The 26,643-nt window shown below is 72.5% G+C and carries 22 protein-coding genes; 15 read left to right on the top strand and 7 right to left on the bottom strand.

Going from position 1 to position 26,643, the window contains the following annotated elements; all coding sequences use genetic code 11:
- Positions 1–16: 16 nt before the first annotated feature.
- On the top strand, positions 17–1,720 hold the full coding sequence (locus AB0389_RS13180; protein WP_366395462.1) for an allantoin permease: 1,704 nt from the start codon (positions 17–19) through the stop codon (positions 1,718–1,720).
- A gap of 43 nt (positions 1,721–1,763) precedes the next feature.
- Here AB0389_RS13180 and AB0389_RS13175 read toward each other — a convergent pair whose 3' ends face one another.
- The 3 genes from AB0389_RS13175 to AB0389_RS13165 form a co-directional block, all read right to left on the bottom strand.
- Positions 1,764–2,624: a hypothetical protein gene (locus AB0389_RS13175; protein ID WP_366395461.1), complete on the bottom strand. Its 861-nt coding sequence runs from the start codon at positions 2,622–2,624 to the stop codon at positions 1,764–1,766.
- A gap of 125 nt (positions 2,625–2,749) precedes the next feature.
- Complete coding sequence (locus AB0389_RS13170) at positions 2,750–3,388, bottom strand: hypothetical protein (RefSeq protein WP_366395460.1); 639 nt, start codon at positions 3,386–3,388, stop codon at positions 2,750–2,752.
- Between the two features lie 116 nt (positions 3,389–3,504).
- A complete protein-coding gene (locus AB0389_RS13165) occupies positions 3,505–4,581 on the bottom strand; it encodes a hypothetical protein (protein WP_366395459.1) in 1,077 nt (358 codons plus the stop codon).
- A 354-nt stretch (positions 4,582–4,935) separates the two neighbouring features.
- Here AB0389_RS13165 and AB0389_RS13160 point away from each other — a divergent pair, with 354 nt between their 5' ends.
- The 7 genes from AB0389_RS13160 (at position 4,936) to AB0389_RS13130 (ending at position 12,441) form a co-directional block, all read left to right on the top strand.
- A complete protein-coding gene (locus AB0389_RS13160) occupies positions 4,936–5,346 on the top strand; it encodes an SPW repeat protein (protein ID WP_366395585.1) in 411 nt (136 codons plus the stop codon).
- Positions 5,347–5,496: 150 nt separating this feature from the next.
- Positions 5,497–6,141: a peptide deformylase gene (locus AB0389_RS13155; protein ID WP_366395458.1), complete on the top strand. Its 645-nt coding sequence runs from the start codon at positions 5,497–5,499 to the stop codon at positions 6,139–6,141.
- 310 nt (positions 6,142–6,451) lie between these two features.
- Complete coding sequence (locus tag AB0389_RS13150) at positions 6,452–7,417, top strand: TauD/TfdA family dioxygenase (RefSeq protein WP_366395457.1); 966 nt, start codon at positions 6,452–6,454, stop codon at positions 7,415–7,417.
- A gap of 193 nt (positions 7,418–7,610) precedes the next feature.
- A complete protein-coding gene (locus tag AB0389_RS13145) occupies positions 7,611–8,348 on the top strand; it encodes a FadR/GntR family transcriptional regulator (RefSeq protein ID WP_366395456.1) in 738 nt (245 codons plus the stop codon).
- Positions 8,345–9,853 (top strand): amino acid permease, encoded by a 1,509-nt coding sequence (locus AB0389_RS13140; protein WP_366395455.1) that lies wholly within the window; start codon positions 8,345–8,347, stop codon positions 9,851–9,853. Before AB0389_RS13145 ends, AB0389_RS13140 begins: the two co-directional genes overlap by 4 nt.
- A gap of 2 nt (positions 9,854–9,855) precedes the next feature.
- On the top strand, positions 9,856–10,899 hold the full coding sequence (locus tag AB0389_RS13135; protein WP_366395454.1) for an asparaginase: 1,044 nt from the start codon (positions 9,856–9,858) through the stop codon (positions 10,897–10,899).
- Between the two features lie 108 nt (positions 10,900–11,007).
- Positions 11,008–12,441: an aspartate ammonia-lyase gene (locus tag AB0389_RS13130; RefSeq protein WP_366395453.1), complete on the top strand. Its 1,434-nt coding sequence runs from the start codon at positions 11,008–11,010 to the stop codon at positions 12,439–12,441.
- Between the two features lie 42 nt (positions 12,442–12,483).
- On the opposite strand, the gene AB0389_RS13125 is transcribed toward AB0389_RS13130, so the two are convergent.
- A complete protein-coding gene (locus AB0389_RS13125; protein ID WP_366395452.1) occupies positions 12,484–14,115 on the bottom strand; it encodes an alkaline phosphatase D family protein in 1,632 nt (543 codons plus the stop codon).
- A gap of 448 nt (positions 14,116–14,563) precedes the next feature.
- Here AB0389_RS13125 and AB0389_RS13120 point away from each other — a divergent pair, with 448 nt between their 5' ends.
- Genes AB0389_RS13120 through AB0389_RS13105 form a run of 4 tightly spaced genes read left to right on the top strand, consistent with a single transcriptional unit; the run spans position 14,564 to position 20,488 of the window.
- Positions 14,564–17,389, top strand: coding sequence for a family 78 glycoside hydrolase catalytic domain (locus tag AB0389_RS13120; protein ID WP_366395451.1), 2,826 nt, complete (start codon positions 14,564–14,566; stop codon positions 17,387–17,389).
- On the top strand, positions 17,386–18,693 hold the full coding sequence (locus AB0389_RS13115; protein ID WP_366395450.1) for an extracellular solute-binding protein: 1,308 nt from the start codon (positions 17,386–17,388) through the stop codon (positions 18,691–18,693). Before AB0389_RS13120 ends, AB0389_RS13115 begins: the two co-directional genes overlap by 4 nt.
- Positions 18,690–19,667, top strand: a complete 978-nt coding sequence (locus AB0389_RS13110; protein ID WP_366395449.1) for a sugar ABC transporter permease — start codon at positions 18,690–18,692, stop codon at positions 19,665–19,667. Before AB0389_RS13115 ends, AB0389_RS13110 begins: the two co-directional genes overlap by 4 nt.
- Positions 19,664–20,488 carry a carbohydrate ABC transporter permease gene (locus tag AB0389_RS13105; RefSeq protein ID WP_366395448.1) on the top strand — a complete coding sequence of 275 codons (825 nt, stop codon included), beginning with the start codon at positions 19,664–19,666 and terminating at the stop codon, positions 20,486–20,488. The genes AB0389_RS13110 and AB0389_RS13105 overlap by 4 nt, the downstream gene beginning before the upstream one ends.
- Here AB0389_RS13105 and AB0389_RS13100 read toward each other — a convergent pair.
- From AB0389_RS13100 to AB0389_RS13090, 3 genes are read right to left on the bottom strand one after another with little or no spacing between them, the layout of a single operon-like run.
- Positions 20,478–21,935, bottom strand: coding sequence for an FGGY-family carbohydrate kinase (locus tag AB0389_RS13100; protein WP_366395447.1), 1,458 nt, complete (start codon positions 21,933–21,935; stop codon positions 20,478–20,480). The two genes, AB0389_RS13105 and AB0389_RS13100, sit on opposite strands and share 11 nt — an antisense overlap.
- 45 nt (positions 21,936–21,980) lie before the next feature.
- Positions 21,981–23,000 (bottom strand): 2-hydroxyacid dehydrogenase, encoded by a 1,020-nt coding sequence (locus tag AB0389_RS13095; RefSeq protein ID WP_366395446.1) that lies wholly within the window; start codon positions 22,998–23,000, stop codon positions 21,981–21,983.
- Positions 23,001–23,039: 39 nt separating this feature from the next.
- A complete protein-coding gene (locus AB0389_RS13090; RefSeq protein ID WP_366395445.1) occupies positions 23,040–23,870 on the bottom strand; it encodes a DeoR/GlpR family DNA-binding transcription regulator in 831 nt (276 codons plus the stop codon).
- A 235-nt stretch (positions 23,871–24,105) separates the two neighbouring features.
- Between AB0389_RS13090 and AB0389_RS13085 the strand changes: the two genes are divergently transcribed.
- The 3 genes from AB0389_RS13085 to AB0389_RS13075 all read left to right on the top strand — a co-directional run bounded on the left by AB0389_RS13085 (position 24,106) and on the right by AB0389_RS13075 (position 26,504).
- On the top strand, positions 24,106–25,545 hold the full coding sequence (locus AB0389_RS13085) for an FGGY family carbohydrate kinase (protein WP_366395584.1): 1,440 nt from the start codon (positions 24,106–24,108) through the stop codon (positions 25,543–25,545).
- On the top strand, positions 25,542–26,168 hold the full coding sequence (locus AB0389_RS13080; RefSeq protein ID WP_366395444.1) for a histidine phosphatase family protein: 627 nt from the start codon (positions 25,542–25,544) through the stop codon (positions 26,166–26,168). Before AB0389_RS13085 ends, AB0389_RS13080 begins: the two co-directional genes overlap by 4 nt.
- A 69-nt stretch (positions 26,169–26,237) precedes the next feature.
- Complete coding sequence (locus AB0389_RS13075; RefSeq protein WP_366395443.1) at positions 26,238–26,504, top strand: hypothetical protein; 267 nt, start codon at positions 26,238–26,240, stop codon at positions 26,502–26,504.
- Positions 26,505–26,643 lie beyond the last annotated feature (139 nt).

The following is a 26,643-nucleotide window of genomic DNA, read 5'->3' as shown; positions in this document are numbered from 1 at the left end:
TCGCAGGAGGCGTGGCATGAGCACCGAATCGCGGCTGGTGGCGCTCGACGAAGGCCCGGATCCAGCGGGCGCCCCTGACCCGTCCCCCGGCGGCCCCGGCGGTGCCACCGGCACCGACCGGGCCGTCAGTGAGACCCTGGAGGACTACACCCTCCGCTTCGCACCGCGCAGCTACCGCCGCTGGACCCCGATGGTGGTGGCGACCACCGCGCTCGGCGGGATCGCGTACCTCGCGGACTTCTCCATCGGCGCCGGTATCGGCCTCACCCACGGCACCGGGAACGCCCTGGCGGCCATCGGGCTCGCCGCCGCCGTCATCTTCCTCACCGGCTTCCCGCTCGCGTACTACGGGGCGCGCTACAACATCGATCTGGACCTGATCACCCGGGGATCCGGCTTCGGCTACTACGGATCGGTCCTGACGAGCGTCATCTTCGCCAGCTTCACCTTCATCTTCTTCGCGCTCGAAGGCTCGATCATGGCGCAGGGTCTCAAGCTCGGCCTGGGACTGCCGCTGTGGCTCGGTTACCTGGTCTCCACCCTCATGGTGATCCCGCTCGTGATCTACGGGATGAAGGCGCTCAGCAAGCTCCAGGTGTGGACCACACCGATCTGGCTGCTGCTCATGGCGGGACCGCTGATCTATCTCGTGAGCACCGATCCCGGCACGGTCGGCCGCTTCCTCGCGTACCCCGGATCCGGGGGCGACGGCGGTGTCAACACGGCGTCCGTGCTCCTCGGCGCCGGGGTCTGTCTGTCGCTGATCGCGCAGATCGGCGAGCAGATCGACTACTTGCGCTTCATGCCGCCCAAGACCGCTGAGAACAGGCGCACTTGGTGGACCGCTGTGGTCATGGCCGGTCCCGGCTGGGTGGTACTGGGCGCGCTCAAGCAGGCCATGGGGGTCTTCCTGGCCGTGTACATCCTCTCCGAGGTCGGGCCGGCGGCGGCCACCGAGCCCATCCAGCAGTTCCGCGGCGCCTTCGACGCGATGATGCCGTCGTGGCTGGTCGTCCCGCTCGCCGTGGTGCTGGTGGTGATCAGTCAGATCAAAATCAATGTGACCAACGCCTACTCCGGGTCGCTGGCGTGGACCAACTCCGTCACCCGCGTCACCCGGCGCTATCCGGGCCGGATGGTCTTCGTCCTGGTCAATCTGGCGTTCGCGCTGATCCTGATGGAGGCCGACATGTTCAGCTTCCTCAACAGCATCCTGGGCTTCTACTCGAACTGCGCCATCGCCTGGATCGTGACGGTCGCCACCGACATCATGGTCAACAAGTATCTGCTGAAACTCTCCCCGCTCGCCCCCGAGTTCCGCCGGGGCATGCTCTACGCGGTCAATCCGGTGGGCGTGGTGGCCTTCGTCGCCGCCTCGGGGCTGTCGATCGCGATGTACTTCCACGCGCTGGGTGACACGCTCCAGCCGTACTCGCCGGTCGCGGCGGCGCTGATCGCCTTCGTCGTCACCCCGCTGATGGCGGTCGCCACCCGGGGCCGCTACTACCGGCGGCGTACCGGGGACGGGATCGACGAGCCGGCGCTGGACGCGGACGGCAACCCCAGCGCCGTACGGTACGTGTGCCATGTGTGCCGGCAGGAGTTCGAGCGGCCGGATCTGGCGGCCTGTCCTGCCCATGACGCGGTGGTCTGCTCGCTCTGTCTGAGCACCGACAGGACCGGCGCCCATCTGCTCCCGGCGGAGCCCGCCGTGGGGTGACCCGTACGGGGTCCGCCTTCCCGTCCCCGCGGCCGGCCGGTGGTCAGCTGTGCTGGGTGGTGTACTCCCAGGGCCGGTCCGGGGGTGTGGCGTTCCAGTGGTTGACGATCCCGTTCCAGTCGGTCTGCGCCGTCGTGGTGTTGTCCCACGGCGGGGTGTGCGGCGGGGCCTGCTGCCAGGCGACGTCGTCGTTCGGCCGCGGGTAGGGCAGTGTCTGGGCCGAGGCGATGCCGGGGGAGTAGTGCCCGCCGTGCTCCATCGGCGCGGCGTCGAGCCGGCGGTGCCGGCCCGCGCGGTCCTCGTGGGGCGCGGGCTGGTTGAGGCGGCCCTCGGCGGACAGCTTCTGGACGCGTGCCACCAGATGGGCGAGGTCGAGACCGAACTCGGCGGCCAGCGCGGTCAGATCCAGGCCGGTGTGCCAGCCGCCGACCAGCACCGCGTCCAGCGCCGCCGACCAGGCGCCCTCGGTGGCGGGCAGCGCGGGGGCCTGTCCGGCCGCTGCGGAAGACGGCGGCATCGCGTGCGCGGGACGGCCCGTGAACTCCATGGCCTCGGTGCCAGGACCGACGGCGGACGCGCCGGGCACCGGCTCGGGCCCCGGAACGGTCGAGGGCCCCTGGGCCCCCTGCTCGGCCGGTTCCACGGTGAGCAGGCACTCGGCGACCGTGCGGGCGTCGTCCTTGCCCACCGTGCGCCGGGCGATCCGCACCTCGCGCTCCGTGAGTCCGAGCAGGTCCGCCACGGCCCCGTCACTGCCGACGGTCACGGCGAACGCGGCCAGCATCCGGGTCCGGGCGGCCTGGGCCTCGTCGAGAATGCCCTGTGCGTCCCGCACCTGGTCGTCGCTGCCGCAGAAGGCCACCGCGAGGACGGCGTGACGTTCCCACAGTTCTCTGGGTTCCATGCCTGGGTCAACGTTCCTGCGAGCCTTATGGGTCGTTTTACCGCTATACATCACCACATTGAGTGGTATGGATGACAAGTAGCCAATCGTTTCAGCAGGCTCCGGGCGGCGTCCGGACAGCGTCGTTACGGGCACTTCTCGTCGAACTTCACCGTGTCCAGCCGGATGGGCCGGCCGGTCAGCCGTACGCCGGGCGCGGGGTCCTGCCCGCACACCTTCCAGTGGGACTCCACCAGGATCGCCCGGTTCTCGCCCGACACGTCCCGGGCGGTCAGGTCGGCCGACTTGTCGAAGGCCGCGCGGGCGAACCGGACCGACTTGCCGGTGAAGTCGGGCATCGTGCCGTCGGAGGTGGGCTCGCCGGGGTCCTTCGCCGGGCACTCCTCCCCGGTCTTCACCGTACCGACATCGATCCTGGTGCCGAGGGGCAGGGTGCCGGGCGCGGGCGTCTGGGCGCAGACCTTCCAGTTGCGGTCGAGGAACTGCCCGCGGCCCCGGCCGAGCGCGTCGTGCGAGGTCAGCTCCGGGAAGCCGGCCTTCCGGACGGTGCTCCGCGCGGACCCGAGCTGCCGGCCGACGAGGTCGGGCAGGACGGCCGTCGTGGCGCCGGTGGGGCGTGAGTCGGTGGTGCCGGTGCCGGTGCCGGTGCTGGTCTCCGTGCCGCCGCCGGTGCCGGGCGTGCCGGTGTCCTCGCAGGCGGTGAGGGTGAGGAGCGCTGTGACGGCGAGGGCGGTGAGGGTCGTGCGGGCGGTGCGGGTACGCATGGTTTCCCCCAGACATCGCGGTAAGAGGGCCATCATGCGGGAGGCCGGGCGCGGTATGCCGGAAAGAGCCGGAAACCGGCAGGTACGGCGGAGAGTTCAGGACACCGGCCCCGGACTCAGTCAGCCAGCGCCCCGAGTATCCAGGGGACGTGTTCCCGGGGGGTGACGACAAGTACGGGCGTTGTCCCGTCGAGGCACTCCACCACCTGGTCGCGGGGGCCCGCCGCGCCGGACGGGTCCGTACGGTACGGCGGTCTGACCCGTACCACCACGAGACGGCGCGGCACCGGCCTGCGGGCGATCCGGCCCGTGGGGTCGGGGGTCGCCGCCAGCAGCCCGGGGCCGGTCACCAGATGGTCGAACCCGGCCACGCTGTACGGGACATCACCGAGGATCCTCCCCGGGAAGCACTCCTCCTCCGTCAGTACGCGCGGCACGGCCACCGGCGTGCCGGCCGCCGCGCGCCGGTGGTGCCGGATCCGCCACACCGTCACCGCCGGCACCGGCAGGGCGCCGCAGCCGGTGAGGACCAGCGCCGCGGGCAGCCCGTCCACGAGCAGTGGCGCGGCGAAGCCGACCAGCCCGAGGGAGAGCGCCGCCATCAGGGGGACGGTGATCTGCCACGGCCGGAGCGCGAGCGAGTCGCCGGACCGGCGGCCGTACCAGTACGCGGTCCACAGCAGCCCGCCGGCCGGGCCGAGCAGGCCGAGACCGAACGCGGCGGGGAAGCGGTGGCCGAGGGCGGGGGCCGTGACGGTGTTCTGCCGCAGCTTCCCGAACCCCACCGTGCGGACCTCGTCGCGCCAGCGCTCCACGGTGACCGTGTCGCCGGCCGCCAGCGCGTCGAAGACGGGCGTGTGACCGTCCAGCTCCAGCCGGTAGGAGGGCCCGCCGCTCTCCGTGAGGGTGAGCCAGTACCTGCCGGCCCTGGGGGTCTCCTCGACGGTCTTCCTGCCCACGGTGGCGGGCAGGGCCCGTACGCAGTCCCGCGCGGAGCTGTCCGCCGGGCTGTCCGCCGTGCCGCACGCGGGCGCAGCGGCGAAGTCCCGCCGCTCGGCGAGCGCGTGCGGTACGGAGAACAGCAGCAGTCGGCCCGCGATCAGCAGCAGCACGGCACCGGCCACCGCCGCCAGGGCGATCGGCCATCGGGCGGGAGACGGGGCGGGGCCCGGCGGCGGGGAGGGGTTCGGCATCGGATCATTGTCCCCCGGCGCGCGGCCGGACCACGGGGTCAGCCGAAGGCGCCGCTGCACTTGGTCGTGGGCGTGTGCTGAGCGCGTCGGCACGGTCGCCGTGCGTATACCGCGCCTGTTTCACCCGTAGAACATTGTTGGTTTCTGTGGGGGTATCGACCTACACAAAAGATAAGAAAGCGAGCAAACTGGGATATGCGCGACTCGATGCCGCGCGGCACGGTCGGACTTGCACGGATGAAGGAGGCGAGTCGTATGGCCGACGTCTCACACAGGAGAGAGACGCTCAGAGAGACCAGGGACACGAGAGGGGCGACCAGAGGGGATCTCGCCGGCCACCCCGACGTACCCGAGATGCGCGAGCGTTACGCGAGCGTGCTCGGCGGCGGGCGTGACATGGCGATGCTGGCGGGACCGGTGTTCCTCGTCGGTCTCTTCTGCGCCCTGTCGCCCTGGATCATTCACTTCTCCGGCGTCCAGCGGGCCCTCGCGACACACAACCTGATCATCGGTGTCGCGCTCGCCGTACTGGCGCTCGGACTCACCTTCGCCCCGGGACGGATGTCCGGTCTGAGCACGGCCATGTGCGTGATCGGCGTCTGGATGATCGTGGCTCCATGGATCGTGGGCAGCCACCCCGACAAGGGCATCATCTGGGCCAACGTCGTCATCGGCGCACTCACCTTCCTGCTGGGCCTGGCATGCGCGGGCGCGGCGATGAGAAGCAGCCGCAGAGGCGTGACCCGAGAAGTCTCCGGAGTGTGAACCCGACAGCGGGAGAGCGAGGAGTGTGACTCCCGAAAACGGTCCGGACGGGGGAGTGGTACGGAACGAACGGCCGGGCGGCCGGCCCGTGGTACGCGCGTCGTACGCGGGCGGGGCCGCCCGGCCGCGTACGTCTGGCAAGCTTGGCCCATGCAGGCCCTGACACACACTCAGCTCACCGAACTCGTCGACAGCCTCCTCGAAGCCCCCGGACCGCTCACCATCGTCCAGGCCGGCGACCCGGTCCTGCGCCGCCCCTCGCTCCCGTACGAGGGGCAGTTGGGCGACGACCGGCTGGCGCGGCTCGTCGGCGCGCTGCGCGCGACCATGTACGAAGCCCCCGGCGTCGGCCTCGCGGCGCCCCAGGTGGGCATTCCGCTGCGGCTCGCGGTCCTGGAGGATTCCGCCGACGTGACGGAGGCGGTGCGCGACGCCAGGGACCGGGTGCCGCAGCCCTTCCGGGTGCTGGTCAACCCGGTGTACGAGCCGGTGGGCGACGGGCGGGCCGCGTTCTTCGAGGGCTGTCTGAGCGTTCCCGGCTGGGGGGCGGTGGTGGCCCGGCACACCCGGGTACGGGTGCGCGCGCAGGACGAGCGGGGCAGGGAGACCGACGAGGAGTTCGCCGGCTGGCCGGCCAGGATCGTCCAGCACGAGACGGACCATCTGCGGGGGACGCTCTACCTCGACCGTGCCGAACTCCGGTCGCTGTCCGCCGCGCACCGCATGGCCGAGCGCTGGCCGCAGCCCACCCCCGAGGCCGCCGCCCGTGAGCTGGGCTTCACCCTCCCGGAGTGACCGGGGCTCCCGCTGACGGGCGGGACTGCGGTACGGTGCGGCGCATGGGACCGTACCCGAACCGTGCAGCGGAGCCGCGCCACAGTGGCCCCCACGGTGTGTGCGCGCCCCGCGGCATGAGTTTTCTGCGCCGCCGTGGCCGGGTGGGATCTCCCCCGGCCCTTTCCTGTCGCTGATCCGCGGCGTTTTCCGCGGCGCCCCGGTCCTGTGCCGGGCTCCGCCCGCGCCGCCTTCGGCGCCCGCTCCACGAACCTCCCTCCGGCTCAGCCCCGTCCCGGTCCGTCCGCAGGACCGTCAGCAGAGGAGACCCGTGACCGTCACCACCGCTCCCGCCGTCACCGCAACTCCCGCCGATTCCGCCACCGCGTCACCCGCGCTCCGCCCGTACCGCATCCCCGCCGACGGCCTCTACGAGGGCCCCCGCGAGCTGCGCCGGCTGCCCGAGGGGTGGCCGGAGCGCCCGTACGGGCTCTTCGAGGTGGTCCCGCTGGCGCGCACCATCGGCGCCGAGATCCGCGGGCTCGATCTCTCCGCGCCGCCGTCGCCCGCCCTCCGGGAGGAGATCAACCGCGCGCTCCTGGAGTGGAAGGTGCTCTTCTTCCGCGGCCAGCACCTGACGTCCGAGGCCCAGCGCGCCTTCGCCCGCGCCTGGGGCGAGCTGGAGACCAATCCGCTGCTCGCCGCCGGCGACTCCCCGGAGGTGGTGCGCTTCGACCGCGACGCCGTCCCCACCTTCGAGAACGTGTGGCACACCGACGTCACGTTCCGCGAGCGGCCGGCGCTGGGCGCGGTGCTCCAGCTGCGCGAGGTGCCGCCGTCCGGCGGGGACACCCTGTGGGCCGACATGGCGGCGGCGTACGACAATCTGCCCCAGGACGTGAAGGACCGTATCGACGGTGCCCGCGCTGTCCACGACTTCCTGCCGGGCTTCGCCCGCTTCTACCCGGCCGCCCGGCTGGCCGCGTTCCAGGAGCGGTTCCCACCGGTCGAGCACCCGGTGGTACGGCGCCACCCGGAGACCGGCCGCCGGATGCTCTTCGTCAACACGTCCTTCACCACCCACCTCGTGGGGTTCGGCCGGGAGGAGAGCGACCGGCTGCTGCGGCTGCTCTTCCAGCAGGCCCATGTACCCGAGTTCCAGGTGCGGTTCCGCTGGCAGGCGGGCGACATCGCCTTCTGGGACAACCGCGCCACCCAGCACTACGCGGTCAACGACTACCGCCCGCACCGACGCGTCGCCGAGCGCGTCGCCATCGTCGGTGACCGCCCCGTCTGACACCGCGCAGGCCCCCGAAAACACCGCACAACACGGCGCCGCTCCCCGGCACACCACGTACCGGGGAGCGGCGCCGCCGCGTTCCCGGGCCCGCCCCTTCCCTGTGAGCGGCCTGTTCGTGCCGTCTTCACATCCGCTTCGCATCCCGTTGAACCCCTTGACAGTGTTCCCCCGGGCCATTCAGGATGCCCGGGTGAACCTGTCAGACAGCCAGACAGCTGGCGATGTGCCCAGACGTGTCAGTGCCATGGAAGCGGTCCTGAACCATCTGCGAGGCGCGATCGAACGGAACGAGTACGCCGTCGGGGACAAACTCCCCTCCGAGGCCGAGCTCTGCCGCCGTCTCGAAGTGAGCCGGCCCGTCCTCCGGGAGGCGCTGCGCGCTCTCCAGACGATGGGGCTCACCGTGTCCCGTACCGGAAAGGGCACCTTCATCGTGTCCAACGGGCCGGTCGAGGACCCGGTCTTCGGTGACTACACCGCCAGCCACCTGCTGGAGGTCCGCCGCCATGTGGAGATCCCGGTGGCCGGCTACGCGGCCCTGCGCCGCACCCCCGAGGACCTCGACCAGCTGTCCCATCTGCTGGACCGGATGGAACGCGAGACGGACAACACCGCCTGGGTGGCGATGGACACCGTCTTCCACCTGGCGGTCGCCCAGGCCGCCCAGAACCCGGTCTTCCGCCGGGTCATAGAGGAGATCCGGGACGCGCTGGCCCGCCAGTCCGCCTTCCTCAACGAGCTGGGCGGCCGGCGCGAGCAGTCGAACCAGGAACACCGCGCGATTGTGGAGGCCCTCGTCGACCGGTCCGAACAGGACGCCGTCGAGGCCATGACGCACCACCTCGCACGCGTCGAGTCGACGCTGACCACCATCGTGCGGTCCCCGCACTGTACGAAACCCCCACAAGAAGGCGAAGCCCAGGCGTGAGCGAGCAACTCCAGCAGGCGGAACAGTACGAGGCGCCACAGCACCGGCAGGACGACGTCCACGTCGACGCCGGTGACGCCGGGTACAGCAAGACCCTGAAGTCCCGGCACGTCAACATGATCGCCATCGGCGGCGCCATCGGTACCGGCCTCTTCCTGGGCGCGGGCGGCCGGCTCGCCAGTGCGGGCCCCTCCCTGGCCCTCGCGTACGCGGTCTGCGGCATCTTCGCCTTCCTCGTGGTGCGGGCCCTCGGCGAGCTGGTCCTGCACCGGCCGTCCTCCGGCGCGTTCGTCTCGTACGCCCGTGAGTTCATGGGGGAGAAGGGCGCCTTCGTCGCCGGCTGGATGTACTTCCTGAACTGGGCGACCACCGGCATCGCCGACATCACGGCGGTCGCCACCTACACCCACTACTGGGGCATGTTCACCGATGTCCCGCAGTGGGTGATCGCCCTGATCGCGCTGGCGGTCGTGCTGAGCGTCAACCTCATCTCCGTGAAGTTCTTCGGCGAGATGGAGTTCTGGTTCGCGATCATCAAGGTCAGCGCGCTCGTCGTCTTCATGCTGATCGGGATCTTCCTGCTGGTCACCCAGCAGCCGGTGGACGGGCACACCCCCGGCCCCTCGCTGATCACCGACAACGGCGGCATCTTCCCGGCCGGAATGCTCCCGATGCTGCTCGTCGTGCAGGGCGTCGTCTTCGCGTACGCCTCGGTCGAGCTGGTCGGTGTCACCGCGGGCGAGACCGCCGAGCCCGAGAAGATCATGCCGAAGGCGATCAACTCGATCATGTGGCGGGTGGCGCTCTTCTACGTCGGCTCGGTCATCCTGCTGACGATGCTGCTGCCGTGGAACAAGTACACGGCCGACGAGAGCCCCTTCGTGACCGTGCTGTCGAACATCGGGGTGCCCGCCGCCGGCGGTGTGATGAACCTCGTCGTGCTCACCGCCGCGATGTCCAGCCTCAACTCCGGCCTCTACTCCACCGGCCGCATCCTGCGCTCCATGGCGATGTCGGGATCCGCGCCGAAGTTCACCGGCGCGATGAGCCGTAACCACGTCCCCTACGGCGGCATCCTGCTCACCTCGTCCATCTGCGTCCTGGGCGTCGGGCTCAACTTCGTCGTACCGAAGGACGCCTTCGAGATCGTGCTGAACTTCGCCGCGATCGGCATCCTGTCCACCTGGGGCATGATCATGATCTGCCACCTGCTCTTCTGGCGGAAGACACAGCTCGGCAGGCTCTCCCGCCCCGGCTACCAGCTGCCCTTCTCGCCGTACACCGAGATCATCACCCTGGTCTTCCTCGCCTCCGTGCTCGTCCTGATGTACGCGGACGGCGGCGCGGGCCGGACGACCGTACTGTCCCTGCCCGTGATCATCGCGGCGCTGGTCGCCGGCTGGTTCCTGGTCAGGGGCCGGGTCGGCACGGTACGGGACACCGCCCTGCTGGAGCGCGCCGGCCGTACGGGCACCACCCGCGACACCGATCACACCGAAAGCTGAGCATGACCGACCTCACCACCACCCCGCGCCGCACCACCCCGGCGGCGGCGCCCGCCGTCCGTGAACCGGCCCATGTCCCGCTCGCCCATGTCGTACGCGGCGGGGTCATCGAAGGCGTCCACCACGGCTCGGTCGTGGTCCTGGCCGCCGACGGCAGTATCGAGTTCCTGGCCGGCGACATCGAGGCGGCGTTCTACCCGCGCTCCGCGCTCAAGCCGCTCCAGGCGGTCGGGCTGCTGCGCGCGGGGCTGCCGCCGCTCGACGACGAGGCGCTGGCCCTCACCGCGGCCAGCCACTCCGGGGAGGAGCGCCACCTGACCACGGCCCGGCGCATCCTCGACGCCGCCGGGCTCACCGAGGACGACCTGCGCAACGTTCCCGACCTGCCGTACGGCGCGGAGCGGCGCGAGGAGTGGCTGCGGCTCGGCCACGGCCGGACCCGGCTCGCCCAGAACTGCTCGGGCAAGCACGCGGCCATGGTGATGACGGCCCAGGCCAGGGGATGGCCGCTGGAGAGCTACGCCGACGCGGGCCACCCGCTCCAGCGCGTGCTCGCCGAGACCGTCGAGGACCTCACGGGCCAGCGCATCGCCCGGGTCACCGTCGACGGCTGCGGCGCGCCGCTCTACTCGGTCTCGCTGCACGGCCTCACCCGGGCGATCGCCCGGCTGGCCACGGCCGCGCCCGGCACCGACGAGGGCCGGGTGGCGCACGCGATGCGCGCGTACCCGGAGATGGTCTCCGGCACCGGGCGCGATGTCGCCCGGCTGATGCGGGCCGTGCCGGGGCTGCTCGCCAAGGACGGCTTCGAGGGCGTCCAGGTCGCGGCGCTGCCCGACGGGCGGGCCGTCGGCGTCAAGATCGCCGACGGCGCCGACCGCGCCCGGATGCCGGTGACGGCGGCGGCCCTCGCCCGGGCCGGCGTCGACCCCGGGATCCTCGCCGAGTTCGCCCGTACCCCCGTCATCGGCGGCGGCGCGGAGGTGGGGAGCCTGCGGGCGGCGGGCGCGCTGGCTCCCTGGTCGTATGAGGAGCCCGCTCCGTAGGACAGGGGCGGCGGGGGCGAAAGCCCCGTCCCCGCCGCCCCCGCAGTTCCGTCTCCGCCCGGTCGAACCGCCGTCCGTACCCACCACCACCCGAAGGACACCTTCGCCATGACCGCCGGCCTGCGCCGCGAACACGATCTGCTCGGCGACCGCGACATACCCGCCGACGCGTACTGGGGCGTCCACACGCTGCGCGCCTCCGAGAACTTCCCGATCACCGGTACGCCCATCTCCGCGTACCCCCATCTGATCAACGCGCTGGCCGCCGTCAAGGAGGCCGCGGCCCGCGCCAACGAGGATCTCGGGCTGCTCACCGCGGTGAAGGCCGGGGCGATCGCCGCCGCCTGCCGGGAGATCCGGGAGGACGGCGCGCTGCACGACCAGTTCGTGGTCGATGTGATCCAGGGCGGCGCCGGTACGTCGACCAACATGAACGCCAACGAGGTCATCGCCAACCGCGCGCTGGAGCTCCTCGGCCGCGCCAAGGGCGACTACACCGCACTGCACCCCAACGAGGACGTCAACCTCGGCCAGTCGACCAACGACGTCTACCCGACGGCCGTCAACGTCGCGACGATCATCGCCGTGCGTGAACTGCTCGACGCGATGGCCGTGCTGCGCCGCGCCTTCGCCGCCAAGGCCGAGGAGTTCCGCGAGGTCCTCAAGATGGGCCGCACCCAGCTCCAGGACGCCGTGCCCATGACGCTGGGCCAGGAGTTCTCCGCGTACGCGGTGATGCTGGAGGAGGACGAGAGCCGGCTCGCCGAGGCCGTCCTGCTCGTCCACGAGATCAACCTCGGCGCGACCGCGATCGGCACCGGGCTCAACGCCCCCGCCGGCTACGCCGAGGCGGCCCGCGGCCATCTCGCCGCGATCACCGGACTGCCGCTGGTCACCGCCGCCAACCTGGTCGAGGCCACCCAGGACTGCGGGGCCTTCGTCCACCTCTCCGGTGTCCTCAAGCGCATCGCCGTCAAGCTCTCCAAGAGCTGCAACGACCTGCGGCTGCTCTCCTCCGGGCCGCGCGCCGGCTTCGCGGAGATCAATCTGCCGCCGGTGCAGGCGGGTTCCAGCATCATGCCCGGCAAGGTCAACCCGGTGATCCCGGAGGTCGTCAACCAGGTCGCCTTCGAGGTGATCGGCAACGACGTCACCATCACCATGGCCGCCGAGGCCGGGCAGCTCCAGCTCAACGCGTTCGAGCCGATCATCCTGCACTCGCTCTCGGAGTCCATCACCCATCTGCGGGCCGCCTGCCTCACACTCGCCGAGCGCTGTGTCTCCGGCATCACCGCCAATGTGGAGACCCTGCGCGCGAGCGTGGAGAACTCCATCGGGCTCGTCACCGCGCTCAACCCGCACATCGGCTACCTCGCCGCGACCGAGATCGCCAAGGAGGCCCTCGCCACCGGGCGCGGCGTCGCCGAACTGGTGCTGGAGCGCGGGCTGCTGCCCGCCGACACACTGGCCGCGCTGCTGCGCCCCGAGGTCCTCGCGGGTACGGGCACGGGCACGGATACGGATACGGCCACCGCCTCGTGAGGGAGGGCCGCGCGCGCCGGTGCGACGCGCGCGGCCCCCGGCTCACACCTGCTGTACGCCCGGCCGGCCCGCCTCGGTGGCGAACGAGATACGGGTCGACACGGGCGCGCCCGGTCTCGTGACGTAGGGGAGCACCCGGAAGTCCGCGCGGCAGCTCTCCGCGGTGGCGGTGCACCGTACGTAACCGCGCTGGTAGTTGGTGAACTTGATGTGCTCGTTGGCGGCGAGCAGGCTGGCCCCCGAGGGGTCCAGGTCCACACCGTCCTTCTTGGTGGAGATGGACGTGCCGATGAACTCGACGCCGATGGTGGGCGAGTCGGGACGGTCGAAGTCCCGCTTGAGGTCGGCGGCGAGATGGCGGTGCATGTCACCGGTCAGCACCACGGGGTTGCTGACGTTCCTGGCCACGATCTGGTCGAACAGCCGCTGCCGGGACGCCGCGTAGCCGTCCCAGAAGTCCATCACGAAGGACTGCCCGGGGCCCGGGTCGGTGTCGACCTGGTTCATCGCGATCTGCTGGGGGATCAGGTTCCAGGTCGCGTCGGAGCGGCCGAGGCCGCTGTACAGCCAGCGCTCCTGCTCGGCGCCGAGGATGGTGCGGCCGGGGTCGAGGCGCTCGTCGCAGCCGGTGCGCGTACCGTCGCCGCACGCCTGGTCGTCGCGGAAGAGCCGGGTGTCGAGGATGTGGAAGGTGGCCAGCCTGCCGTAGCGCAGGGAGCGGTACATCCGGGCGTCGAAGCCCTGGGGCTTGTTGGGCAGGCGCAGCGGCAGGTGTTCGTAGTACGCCTGGAACGCGGCGGCGGCGCGCACCCGGAAGACCGCGGGGTCCACGTCCACGTGCTTGGAGCGGTCGGCCGCCCAGTTGTCCTCGACCTCGTGGTCGTCCCACACGACGGCGAACGGGTGGGCCTGGTGGGCGGCGATCAGATCGGGGTCGTAGCGGTGCAGGGCGTGCCGGTTGCGGTACTGGGCGAGGTTCATCGGCTCGCCGCGGAGTTCGGCCGCCACCGGGGTGTTGCGTACGCCGCCCATCGCGTCGATGGGGTTCTCGTAGATGTAGTCGCCCAGGTGCAGGACGAGATCGATGTCCTCCTCGGCCATGTGCCGGTACGCGCTGTAGAAGCCCTCGAACCACGCCTGACAGGAGGCGAAGGCGAAGCTGAGGGACGTGGGCCGGCTGTTCGGCGCGGGTGCGGTGCGGGTGCGGCCCACCGGGCTGATCACCCCGCCGGCCTGGAAGCGGTAGAAGTACGTCCTGGCGGGCGCGAGGCCGGTGACCTCGACATGGACCGAGTGGGCGAGTTCGGCGACCGCGCGTGTCCAGCCACGGCTCACGACACGCTCGAAGCGTTCGTCGTCGGCGACTTCCCAGAGCACCTTGACCGCGCGGGACGACATGCCGCCGCTGCCGTCGGGGGTGAGCGGCCGGGGCGCGAGGCGGGTCCACAGCACGACGCCGTCCGGCCAGGGATCGCCGGACGCGACGCCGAGGGCGAAGGGATCGTCCTGGAAGCGCTCGGCGGCCCCGGCACGCCCGGCCGAGAGATTTCCGGCGGCCACCGCCAGCGCCAGGGTGCCGGTCGCCCCGAGCATCGCGCGCCTGCCGAGGCCCGGGGTGCCGGGCAGCGGGGCGCCGAGTCCCGAAGTGCCGCTGATCCCACAGTTCTTACGCATGAATCCTGGTCCGTTCGTCGTGCGGGGATCCCGGTCGGCCCGAGGCGGGTGCGAGGCGGTTCCGAGGCGAGATCCCCACGTGATTTAACGTCAGTTCATGTTGTAATCACACGGTGAATATCACATAGGAATCACGCGTCACAAGAGCACCCCGCCGCCGGGCCGGCAACGCTTGTCACAGGCGACTCTACGGCGGCCGTACAGGGAAGATCAGTTGCGCCATGAGGTGGTCCGAGGTGGTCCGGGGTGGCGGCAGCGGCACCTCTACGGTGCCCCGTCACCACCCTTGACACTCCTCACGAGCCGCTCTTAGTCTCCACGCCACAGAATTGGCGTTAGATTTCACATTCGTGAGGGGCCGTCTTCACGTCGGGTTCACGCCAGGTGCGCCGCGGCGTACGGCCACAGGTGACGCGCCGTCCGCCCGGCGCCGAGGAAGGACGTGCCCGTGTCCGGTCCCGAGCCACACCGTACGCAGGCGCCGGAGGCGTCCGGCCTCCGGCCCCACGCGCTGCGCTGCGACCACCGCACCACCCCGCTCGGCACCGGCGAACGCGCCCCGCTCCTTGGCTGGCGGCTCGCCGCCGACCGCCGCGGCGACGACCCCGCCGCCTACCGGGTACGGGTCGCGGAACACCCCGGCGACCTCGCCGACGGCGGCCGTCCCCTCTGGGACACCGGCCGTGTCGAGGACCCCGACGCCCTCGGCGTGCTCTACGCCGGGCCGCCGCTGCGCTCCCGTACCCGCTACCACTGGCGGGTCACGATCTGGCCGGCGGCGTCCACCGCGGCGGCCCGACCCGCCGGGGCCACCTCGTGGTTCGAGACCGCCTTCGTCGGCGACGGCACGCCGGAGTGGCGCGCCTCCTGGATCGGCCACGACCCGCGCCCCGTCCCCGTCATGGACGCCCCCACCGAGGGCGAACGCGCCCTCGACGACCACGGGCTCGCCCCCTGCCCCCTCCTGCGGCGCGCCTTCACCGCCACCGCAGTCACCCGCGCCCGGCTGTATGTGAGCGCGCGCGGACTGTACGAGGTACGGCTCAACGGCTTCCGGGCCGGCGACGCGGAACTCGCGCCCGGCTGGACCGACTACACCCGCCGGATCCAGTACCAGACGTACGACGTGACCGGTCTGGTCCGCGACGGCGGGAACGTCCTCGCCGCGACCGTCGCCGACGGCTGGTGGAGCGGCTTCGTCGGCTTCGAACCGCGCCGGGCGGGCGCGCACTACGGCACGTTCCCCCAGCTCCTCGCCGAACTCCACCTCACCGGCGACGACGGCCGTACGGTCGTCATCGCCACCGACGCCACCTGGCGCACCGGCACCGGCGCCATCCGCCACGCCGACCTGCTCATGGGCGAGTGCCACGATCTGCGCCACGCCGCCGACGGCTGGGAACTGCCCGGCTTCGACGACTCCGGCTGGCGGCCCGCGCTGGTCACCGACGCCGACCACCGCCTGCTCGTCGCCTCCGTGGACGAGCCCGTACGGGCCATGGCCGCGCTGCCCGCGCGCACGGTCACCCGGACCGGCGCCGGCCGCCATGTCGTCGACTTCGGCCAGAACCTCGCCGGCCGGGTCAGGCTCCGCGTCCCCGCGCTCGCCGCCGGCGCCCGGGTCACCGTCCGGCACGCCGAGGCCCTCGACGACGACGGCGGGCTGTACACCGCCAACCTGCGTACCGCCGCCGCCACCGACGTACTGATCGGCGACGGCCGACCGCACACCGTCTTCGAACCCGGCTTCACCTACCACGGGTTCCGGTACGCCGAGATCGACGGCCTGCCCGAGCTGTCCGCCGCGGACATCACCGCGGTCGCCCTGCACAGCGACACCCCCTGGACCGGCGCGTTCGACTGCTCCGACCCCGCCCTCAACCGGCTCCACACCTGCGTGGAGTGGGGCCAGCGCTCCAACTTCGTCAGTGTGCCCACCGACTGCCCGCAGCGCGACGAGCGGCTCGGCTGGCTCGCGGACGCCCAGGTGTTCCTGCCGACGGCCGCGCGCAACGCCGACGTCGCCGCGTTCTTCACCAAGTGGCTGCGCGACATCGACGACGCCCGCACCCCCGAGGGCGGCTTCAGCAACGTCGCGCCGCGCCTCCCCGGCGTCGCCGACGAGGGCGCCCCCGGCTGGGGCGACGCCGGAGTGATCATCCCCTGGCACCTCTACCGTACGTACGGCGACCCGCGCTTCCTCTCCCGCGCCCTGCCCGCCATGCGCGCCTGGGTCGATCTGATCCACCGTCACAATCCGGACCTGGTCTGGCGGCACAAGGTCGGCCCGCACTTCGCCGACTGGCTCGCCCCCGGCACCCCCACCCCGCGCGAGGTGGTCGCCACCGCGTGCTTCGCGCACAGCGCCCACCTCACCGCGCGCGCCGCCGAGGCGCTGGGGGAGCGGGAGACCGCGCGGGAATACCACCGGCTCGCCGCCGGCGTCCGCGCCGTATTCACCGAACGCTTCGTCCGCACCGACGGCGCGGACCTCACCGTCGAGGGCGACACCCAGACCGGCTACCTCCTCGCACTCGCCTTCGGCCTGCTGCCCGCGGACCGCACCGACGCGGCCGTCCGCCGGCTCGCCGAGCTGATCGAGTCCGCGGGACCGGCCCTCAGGACCGGCTTCCTCGGCGTCGCGCTCGCCGCGCCCGTCCTCGACCGATACGGCAGGGCCGACCTCGCCCACGCGCTGCTGCGCCGTACGGAAGTGCCCTCGTGGCTCTTCCCGCTGCGCCACGGCGCCACCACCATCTGGGAGCGCTGGGACGGCTGGACCCCCGAGGCCGGATTCCGCGCGCCCTCCATGAACTCCTTCAACCACTACGCGCTCGGCTCCGTCGGGGAGTGGCTGCACCGAGGTGTCGCCGGGCTCGACCAGCGCCCCGACTCCACCGGCTACCGCCATCTGCGGGTACGGCCCCGCCCCGGCAAACTCACCCGGGCGAGCGCCCGCTACGAATCGGCGCGCGGCACGGCCGAGGTGCGCTGGGAGCGCGGGGACGGTGTGTTCTCCCTGTGGCTGCGGGTGCCGCCGGGCGCCGACGCCGAGGTGTACGTACCCACCGCGGACCCCGCCTCGGTCCGCGAATCGGGCGCGGACCCGGCGCACGACGGCCGGGTCGCGCTCCTCGCCACCACACCGGAACACACCGTCTACCGGGTCGCCTCGGGCACGTACCACTTCACCGCCACCGACGCCGGCGCGGAGCGTTCCGTACCAACCGAGCCGCTCACCCTCGCCGGCTCCCACCAGGAGGGCACGCCATGACCAGCGGATCCCACCGTACGACACCCCCCGCCCGCCGTCCGGTCAGCCGCCGGGGGCTGCTGCGGACCGGCGGCGCCGCCGCGGCGGCCACCGCGCTGCCGGCGCTGCTCGGCGGCTGCTCCGGCTCGGGCTCCGGCAAGGTGCGCCTCGTCGGCGTCGCCGACCAGCAGAAACCCCTCGAAGCGCTCATCAAGCGCTACCGCGCGCAGCACCCCGACACCGGATTCGCCACCTCCTTCGCCCCCACCGACCAGGTGCAGACCGTCGTACGGACCCAGCTCGCCGGCGGCAACGCGCCCGACGCGCATGTGCTGTTCCCCGGCAGCGGCAGCGCCATGTCCATGGTCGAACTCGCCAGGGCGGGGCTGCTCACCGACCTCGGCGACCAGGAGTGGACCCGGTCCATCCCGAAGAACTTCGACGCCGCCTACCGCTCCGGTGGAAAAACGTATCTCTACTCGGCGGGCAGCAGTGTCATCGGCGCCATCCACAACAAGAAGGCCTTCGCCCGGGCCGGGGTGGCGCCACCGGCGACCTGGCCGGAACTCCTCGACGTGTGCGCGAAGCTCAAGGCCCGGGGCATCGTCCCGATCGCCCTCGGCGCGCAGACCCCCTGGGTGACCCAGCTGATCACCTACGCCCTCGTCCCCAACGCCGTCTACGCGAAGACCCCCCGCTTCGACGCCGACCTGGCCGCGGGCCGCGCGAGCTTCGCCACCTCCGGCTGGGCCGAAGCCCTCGGCAAATACCAGGAGTTACAGCGCCGGGGGTACTTCAACGACAACCCCAACGGCACCACGTTCGAGCAGCAGACCGCACTGGTCGCCAGCGGCAGGGCCGCCATGGCCGTCCAGGTCTCCGCCGTCCTCGCCACCTTCCGCGCCGCCACCCGGACCCCCGACGACCTCGGCATGTTCCCCTTCCCCGGCGGCGACCGCGGCGCCGAGCCATGGATCCCGGCGGGAATCGTCGTCGGCCTCGGGGTCGCCACCCACGCCAAGCACCCCGGCAGGGCGAAGGAGTTCATCGCCTTCCTGGGGCAGCAGGAGAACATCAACCGCTGGGCGTCCGACGTCTACGCCATCCCGTTCAAGCGTGACGCCTCCACCAGGATCGACCCCGTCCTCGGCGACTTCCTGCCCATCGTCGACGCCGGCCACGCCGTCCCCTTCATGGACCAGGGCTGGCCCAACGCCGAAGTGCAGCCCGCCCACTTCGCCGCCGTACAGGAGCTGCTCGCCGGCCGGACCGATGTCCGGGGAGCGCTCGGAAAACTGGACACCGCCTACCGGAAGCAGTCGTGAACTCCCTTCCCCGAACCGCCACTTCGGACAGCGCCGCAGCCGTCGCCGGCGCACCCGCCACGGCCGGCGACCCGGTCCGTACGCGCGGCGGCCGGCGCCACCGCGACCTCACCCTCCCGCCCTGGACCTTCGTCGTTCCCGCGCTCGCGGTGTACGCCGTCGTCGTCCTCTACCCGAGCCTCGCCGGGGTCGGCTACGCCTTCACCGACTGGTCGGGCATCGGCGGCTCATCCTTCACCGGCCTCGACAACTTCCGCACCCTGCTGCACGACGACCGCGCGCTGGAGTCCGTCGGCAACACCCTGCTGCTCACCCTCGCCGTGGTGGTCGTCCAGAACGCCGTCGGACTGCTGCTCGCGCTTGGTGTGCACGCGAACATCCGCTCCCGGTCACTGCTGCGGGTCATCTTCTTCGCGCCCGCCGTCGTCAGTCCGGTCATGGTCGCCTTCCTCTGGAAGTACCTCTACAACCCCGACGCCGGCGCCGGACTCAACGGTGTCCTCGGCGCCCTCGGCCTCGGCGGACTGCGCCAGGACTGGCTCGGCGACCCCTCGCTCGCACTGTGGTCCGTGGCCGCGATGGTGGTGTGGCAGTACGCCGGCTACTCGATGGTCATCTTCCTCGCCGGGCTCCAGGGCGTACCCGCCGAACTCCACGAGGCCGCCCGGATCGACGGCGCGGGCACCTGGCAGCGCTTCCGCTATGTCACCTGGCCGCTGCTGGCCCCCGCCCTCACCATCAACCTCATGCTGTCGACCATCGGCGGGCTCAAACTCTTCGACCAGGTGTACGCGGCGACCAACGGCGGCCCCGGCACCGCGAGCGAGACGCTCTCGACCGTGCTCTACAAGGAGGCCTTCGTGTACGGGAAGTTCGGCTACAGCACCGCCGTCGCGCTCGTCCTCGCCCTGTTCGTCGCCGCGGTCTCGCTCGTCCAGCTACGCTATCTGCGTGCCCGGGAGGTCACCGCGTGAGCCCCGCCAAGTACCGTACGTACGGCCTCGAACTGGTCATGACCGCCGTCGCCGTGGCCTTCCTCTTCCCCGTGTACGCGCTGATCGCGCTGGCGATGAAGGACCCGCGGCAGATCGCGGCCTCCCCGCTGGCACCGCCCCTGCCACCCACCCTGGCCAACTTCGGAAACGCCTGGTCGGCCGCGTCGCTCGGGCCCGCCCTGGTCAGCAGTACGGTCATCACCGTCGGCGGCCTGCTGCTGCTCGTCGTCCTCGGCTCCACGGGCGCCTACTACCTGGCGCGGCGCGCCCGGGGGCTCGGCTACGGGCTCTACGTCCTGTTCCTGCTGGGCATCGTGCTGCCGTTCCAGCTCGGCATGATCCCGCTGTACAGACTGATCGACAGCCTCGGCTGGCTCGGCACGTACCACGGCATGGTCCTCTTCTACACGGGCATCCAGCTCCCGTTCACCGTGTTCCTCTACACCGGGTTCATCCGCGCCCTGCCGGCGGACTACGCGCAGGCCGCGCTGATCGACGGCTGCAACCACCGGCAGGCGTTCACCCGGATCGTCTTCCCGCTGCTGCGGCCCATCACCGGCACCGTCGTCATCCTCAACGCGGTGTTCATCTGGAACGACTTCTTCACCCCGCTGCTGTACCTGGGAGGCTCCGGCAAGGAGACCGTCCCCGTCGGTGTGTTCTCCTTCGTCGGCCAGTACGTCTCCGACTACGGGCTGGTCTTCGCCGGGCTGGTCCTCGCGGCCCTGCCCGTCCTCCTGGTGTTCCTGCTGCTCCAGCGCTATGTCATCAAGGGCTTCGCGGGCGGCCTCAAGGGGTGAGTACGGCCGCGGGGCCGCGCCAGCGGGTGCGCGCGCTGCCGACCCGGAACAGGTAGTCCGCGTAGGCCTGTTCGTAGAAGGCGACCCCGGCCGGATCCGGGTCCACGACCGCGTCCGGCGCGGTCCAGGCCGCCGTGTCCAGCGCGTGGCCCAGCTCCCCGCCCCGGGCCGCGACGGCCGCCAGCACGGCGCCGCGCGCGCCCGGTTCGGGGCCGCGCGCCACCCGCAGCGGCCTGCCGAGCACATCGGCGAAGAGCCGCAGCCAGGCGAGGCTGCGCACCCCGCCGCCGCAGACGGCCAGTTCACCGGTGAGCCCCGCGGCCTCCAGACAGTGCCGGGCCGCGAACGCGATCGCCTCGCACATGGCCCGTACCAGATCGGCGCGCGACGCCCGCAGGTCCAGCCCGGTGAACTCGGCGCGCGCGTGCGGCGCGACGAACGGCGCGCGCTCGCCCGAGGGCGAGAGATACGGCAGCGCGGCGACCCCCCGCGCGCCGCGCGGCGACTCGGCCAGCAGCTCCGACACCTGGCCGTGCGTGCAGCCGGTGATGCCGAGCACCCAGTCCAGCGCCACCGTCCCGGTCATCGCGGGCAGCGCGCGCAGATGGCGGTCGGGCCGGGCCGTGGCCAGATGGAAGCCAACGGGATCCGCGTCGAACGCGACCCGCTCGACGACGACCTGACACGCCAGGGTCGTCCCGACGGTCAGCAGCCCGTCGCCCGGCTCGGTCACCCCCGCGCCGAGCGCGCTCGCCGGCAGGTCGTACGGGCCGGAGACGACCGGCGTCCCGTCGGGCAGCCCCGGCACTCCGCCGCGCGTCCGGCCGTACGGGAGGGTGGCGGCGATGGGCGGCAGCAGCCCGGCCCGGTGGCCGACGCCGAGCGCGGCGAGCGCCTCGGGGGAGTAGGCGCGGGTGCGCGGATCGAGGAAGGGGACGGACGCGTCGGACAGATCGGTGCCGCGCTCGCCCGTGAGGCGCAGCTGGATGACGTCCTTGCAGCAGGCGGCGGTGGTGGCGGCGTCCAGCGAGCGGGGCTCGTACCGGTCCAGCCAGGCCAGCAGCGGTCCGGGCGACCCGGGGAAGAGCACGTTCCCCGTCCGCCGGTACATCAGGTCGCCGGTGCCGTCGGCCAGCCAGTCACCGACGAGGTCCCCGGCCCGGCCGTCCATCCACGACAGCGCGGGACGTACGGCCCGGCCGCCTGCGTCGACGAGCCAGAGCCCGTCGCCCTGGCCGGTGACGGCGATCAGCGCGGGGGCGGCGCCGTCGGCGGCCCTCGCCAGGACGCCGGTCGCGGCACGGACCACCTCCTCGACGTCCTGCTCGACCCGGTCACCGCTCCCGCCGAGGGCGATCGGGGTCGACTCGGTGCGCAGGGCGGTGCCGTCCTCGGCGAAGGCCACCGCCTTGACGACCGAGGTTCCCATGTCCAGTCCGACGAACACGCTGTCTCCTCCGGCTCGATGGGGGTGGTGGGGGATCGGGGGGCTTCAGGCCACCCGGTGCGCGAGCGGCTCGCCGCGCAGGAAGCGGCCCACCTCGGCCGCCGCGACGCGCGCCGCGTTCTGTGCGACGGCGGTGCTTGCGCCCGCCAGATGGGGTGTCATCACCAGCCGGGGAGCGGTCCGCAGCCGGGAGTCGGGCGGGGGCGGCTCCACCGCGAACACATCGAGGCCGGCCGCCGCGAGCCGGCCGGAGCCGAGCGCGTCGCACAGCGCGTCCTCGTCGAGCAGCGCGCCGCGCGCGCAGTTGACGACGACCGCGCCCTCGGGCAGCAGCGCGAGTTCACGGGCGCCGAGCAGCCCGCGCGTCTCCGGGGTCAGCCGGGCGTGCAGCGAGACGATGTCGGAGCCGCGCAGCAGCTCGTCCAGATCGCCGACGGGGGCGGCGCCCACCGCACGCAGCGCCGCGGGATCCGCGTACGGGTCGTACACCCGTACCCGCGCGCCGAGCGCGGTGAGGGCGCGGGCCACCCGGCCGCCGACCGCCCCGCAGCCGATCAGCCCGACGCGCGCGCCGTCCAGCCCGGGACCGCAGTTGCCGTACGTGTAGAACTCGCCCGCCCAGCGGCCCGCGGCGAGCGCCGCGGACGTCTCCGGGATCCGGCGCACCGTGGCCAGCAGCAGCCCGACCGTGTACTCGGCGGTGGCGGCGGCGTTGCGCCCCGGTGTGTTGCAGACCTGGACACCGTGTTCGGCGGCGGCTTCGAGGCTGACGTTGACGGGACCGCCCCGGCCGACGACCACCAGCCGCAGCGCGGGGGAGCCTTCGAGGACCTTCCGGGTCAGCGGCGCCATCTGGGTGACGCAGACCCGCGCCCCTTCGAGCGCTTCGAGGAGGGTGTCCTCGTCGCCGGACGCCTCGTCGACCTCCGCGACCGGGCCGAACGGGGTCAGCGGCCAGGGGAGCAGCAGCTCCGCGATCGTATGACCGGCGCCGATCCCGGCCGTCAGCTCGCGGGCGAAGAGTCCGGGGGTCACGAAGTGGTCGCCCGCGGCGAGGATTCTCATCGGTGGGGGTCTCCTTGGCGGTGGCTGGGCTGGGCCTCGTCAGGTCGGGGCGAGCCGGTAGCGGGCGCCGCTCTCGTCGAGCGTGCGCAGGGCCTCCGGCGGGGTGCGGTCGTCGACGAGTATCAGATCGAAGGCGGAGAGCGGGGTCAGCCGGTGCAGCGCGGTGCGGCCGAGCTTGGAGTGGTCGATCATCAGGACACTGCGGCCGGCGGCCCGGATCATCGCCCGTTTGACGGCCACGATGCGCTGTTCCTGGTGGAAGGCGTGGTCGCCGTGGACCGACGACACGGACACGAAGCAGAGATCGACCCGCAGGGCCTCGACGGCCTCCACGCACGGCACCCCGAGGAACGAGTCGTGCAGCGGATCGTAGTCGCCGCCGAGCGCCATCAGATGGAGACCGCGCTCGTCCGCGAGGAGATTCAGCGCTTCGCGGAAGTTGGTGACGACGGTCAGCGGCTCGATCCGCGGCAGCAGCCTGGCCAGCTCCAGGGCGGTCGTCGAGTCGTCGATCATCACGGACATGCCGGGCTCGATCAGCTTCACGGCCTCGGCGGCGAGCGCCTCCTTCTCCCGCCGCATGGAGTTCCTGCGGTAGGCGACATTGCTCTCGAACACCCCGGAGGGCCGGGCGGTGACCCCGCCGCGGAATCTGCGCAGCACGCCCTCGCGTTCGAGCTCGTCGATGTCGCGGTAGATCGTCATCACGCTCACGCCGAAGCGCTCCGCGAGATCCGACGCCGACACCGAGCCCTCGGCCAGCACATGGCCGGCGATCTCCCGGCGGCGCGGCAGCGGGCCCCGGCGGGTCTCGTCCTGGGGTCCGGTGTCTTCCCTGGGCATCGCGGGGTCGGGCATTCGCTCTGACATTCCTCGGTCCTGTCCGCACCTCAGTAACATCAAGTTCTGAGGATATAACATGGTTTTTTGATAACGTCGGCAGTTTTCACCACGGACACGGACCGGTCAACCCTTCGGCCGATGCTCCGGCGGACGTATTGTCACCATCCCCACCAGCCGGAACAAAGAGGTTCGGAAGAAGGCGGAGTCTGTGACGGACGCTGTGACGGCCCCCCTGACGGACCCACGCCACCAGGACGTGTGGATGGGCGTCGACCTCGGCACCCAGAGCGTGCGCGCCCTGGCCGTCACCGACGGCGGCGAGGTCCTCGGCCGGGGCGCCGCCCCCCTCACCGGCCACCGCGACGGCGACCGGCACGAACAGCTCCCCGCCGACTGGTGGGAGGGCGCCGTCACCGCGCTGCGCCGGGCCCTGCGTACCGTCCCGGCCGCCCGGGTCCGGGGGGTGGCGGTGTGCGGCACGTCCGGCACCGTCCTGCTGACCGACCGCGCGGGCGAGCCGCTGACCCCCGCGCTCATGTACGACGACGGCCGGGCCGCCGCGGAGGCGCGGCGCGCGCAGGAGGCCGGCGCCGAGGTGTGGCGGACGCTCGGCCACCGGATCCAGCCGACCTGGGCCCTGGCCAAACTGGTCCGGCTCACGGCCGAGTACGGGGGAACCGGCGGCGCCCGCGTCTGCCACCAGGCGGACTTCGTCACCACCCGGCTGGTGGGCGGGCCCGTGCCCACCGACTCCAGCCACGCCCTCAAGACCGGCTACGACCTCCACACCCGCTCCTGGCCCACCGCCGTCCACGACCGGCTCGGTCTGGCCGGCCTCGACTTCCCGGCCGTGGTCGCCCCGGGGACGGAGCTCGGTACGGTGTGCCGCGCGGCGGCCGACCGTACCGGACTGGCCGAAGGCACCCCGGTCGTCGCGGGCATGACCGACGGCTGCGCGGCCCAACTCGGCTCGGGCGCCTGGGAGATCGGCCAGTGGAACACCGTCCTCGGCACCACCCTCGTCCTCAAGGGCGTCACCCGGACCCCGCTCCACGACCCCGCCGGAGTGCTCTACAACCACCTCGCGCCCGACGGGAACTGGCTCCCCGGGGGCGCCTCCAGCGTCGGCGCGGGCGCGCTCACCCACGCCTTCCCCGGCGCCGACCTGGGCCATCTCGACCGGCTCGCCGCGCACCGGGAACCGGCGGGAGCCGTCGCGTATCCGCTGGTCTCGCGCGGTGAGCGCTTCCCGTTCCTGGCCGCGGGCGCGGAGCCGCTCATGCTCGGCGTACCGGCCGACGACGCCGACCGGTACGCGGCGCTGCTCCAGGGCGTGGCCCTCGCCGAACGGCTCTGCCTGGCGTACGTACGGTACTTGGGCGCGCCCGTCGAGGGTCCTGTCACCTTCACCGGCGGGGCCACCCGCAGCGGCTACTGGAACCAGCTGCGCGCCGACATCCTGGGCAGGACCGCCCGGGTGCCCGCGCACACCGACTCCGCCCTGGGCATGGCGGTCCTCGCGGCCCGGGGTGTGACGGGCGGCTCCGCACCGCGCGGCATGGTCCGTATCCGTACGGTCCTGGAGCCCCGGCCCCGGGTCGGCGCGCGGTTCGCCGGGCCCTTCGCCACGCTCGTCGACGCCCTCGAAACACGCGGCTGGCTGCCTCCGGCCGTGGCCGCCCACGCACGGGAGCACGGATGACCGCCGCACCTCGCACCACGCTCTTCGTCGCGCGCCACGGGGAGACCGTCTGGCACGACGAGAACCGTTACACCGGCGTCAGCGACATCGGGCTGACCCCGCGCGGTGACGCGCAGGCCGAGGCGCTCGGCGTCTGGGCGGCGGACGCCCGGCTCGACGCGCTCGTCACCTCACCGCTCTCGCGTGCCCGGCGTACGGCCGCGCCCGCCGCGCGCGCGACGGGGCTGGCCGTCGCCGTCGAACCCGGCCTGACCGAACTCGACTTCGGGATCGCCGAGGGCAGGACCCTCGGCGAACTCGAAGCGTCCCATCCGGCCGCGTGCGCGGACTTCCGCCGCGATCCGGCCGCCCATCCGCTGCCGGGCGGCGAGGACCCGGGGGCCGCCGCCGCCCGGGGCACCGCCGCCCTGCTGCGGCTGGCGGACCGCCACCCGGGCGGCCGGGTGCTCGTCGTGGCGCACAACACGCTGCTGCGGCTGGTGCTGTGCCGGCTGCTGTCCATCCCGGCGAGCGAGTACCGCCGGGTGCTCCCGCGGATGGTCAACTGCGCCGTCACCGAACTCCGGGTGACGGCGGGCCGGGCCGCGCTGATGTCGTACAACGTGCCGACCTTCCGTGGCTGAGCGCGCGGGGGATACGTCCGTACAGGTCGGACCGCGTGCCCTCGGGCGCCCCCGCTCGTTGTATGGATCATGAACGTGCAACGCATTCTCACCGCCGCCGCCGCGGGTTCCGCGCTCCTGGCCGCCATCGCTCCCGTCGCCCAGGCCGCCCAGCAGGCCGACCTCGGCTCCACCCTCAGCGGTACGGCGCAGACCGCCGCCGCTGTCGGCACCCAGGCCAAGCCGGTCGTCGACGCCCTGGCCGGGGACAAGGTCAACAAGAAGGTCGGTGCCGTGAAGAGCGCCGTCAAGGCCGGTGCCGACGCGGTGAAGGCCGGTAACGACCTGCTGCACTGACCGGCCCCCGACCGAACCGCCCGACGCGCGGGGGGGGGGGGGGGGGGTGTTTGCCCAGAACCCACACCCCCCCCCCCGCGGAGCGGGGGCGCCCGCCCGCGGCGGGGGGGGGGAAGAAGAGCACGAACAGAAGGCGGGA

It is taken from the genome of Streptomyces sp. NPDC093109 (genome assembly GCF_040701725.1).
Taxonomy (GTDB): Bacteria; Actinomycetota; Actinomycetes; order Streptomycetales; family Streptomycetaceae; genus Streptomyces.
The sequence above is the reverse complement of the archived record's forward strand: the minus strand, read 5'-3'. Positions and strand labels throughout refer to the sequence as shown.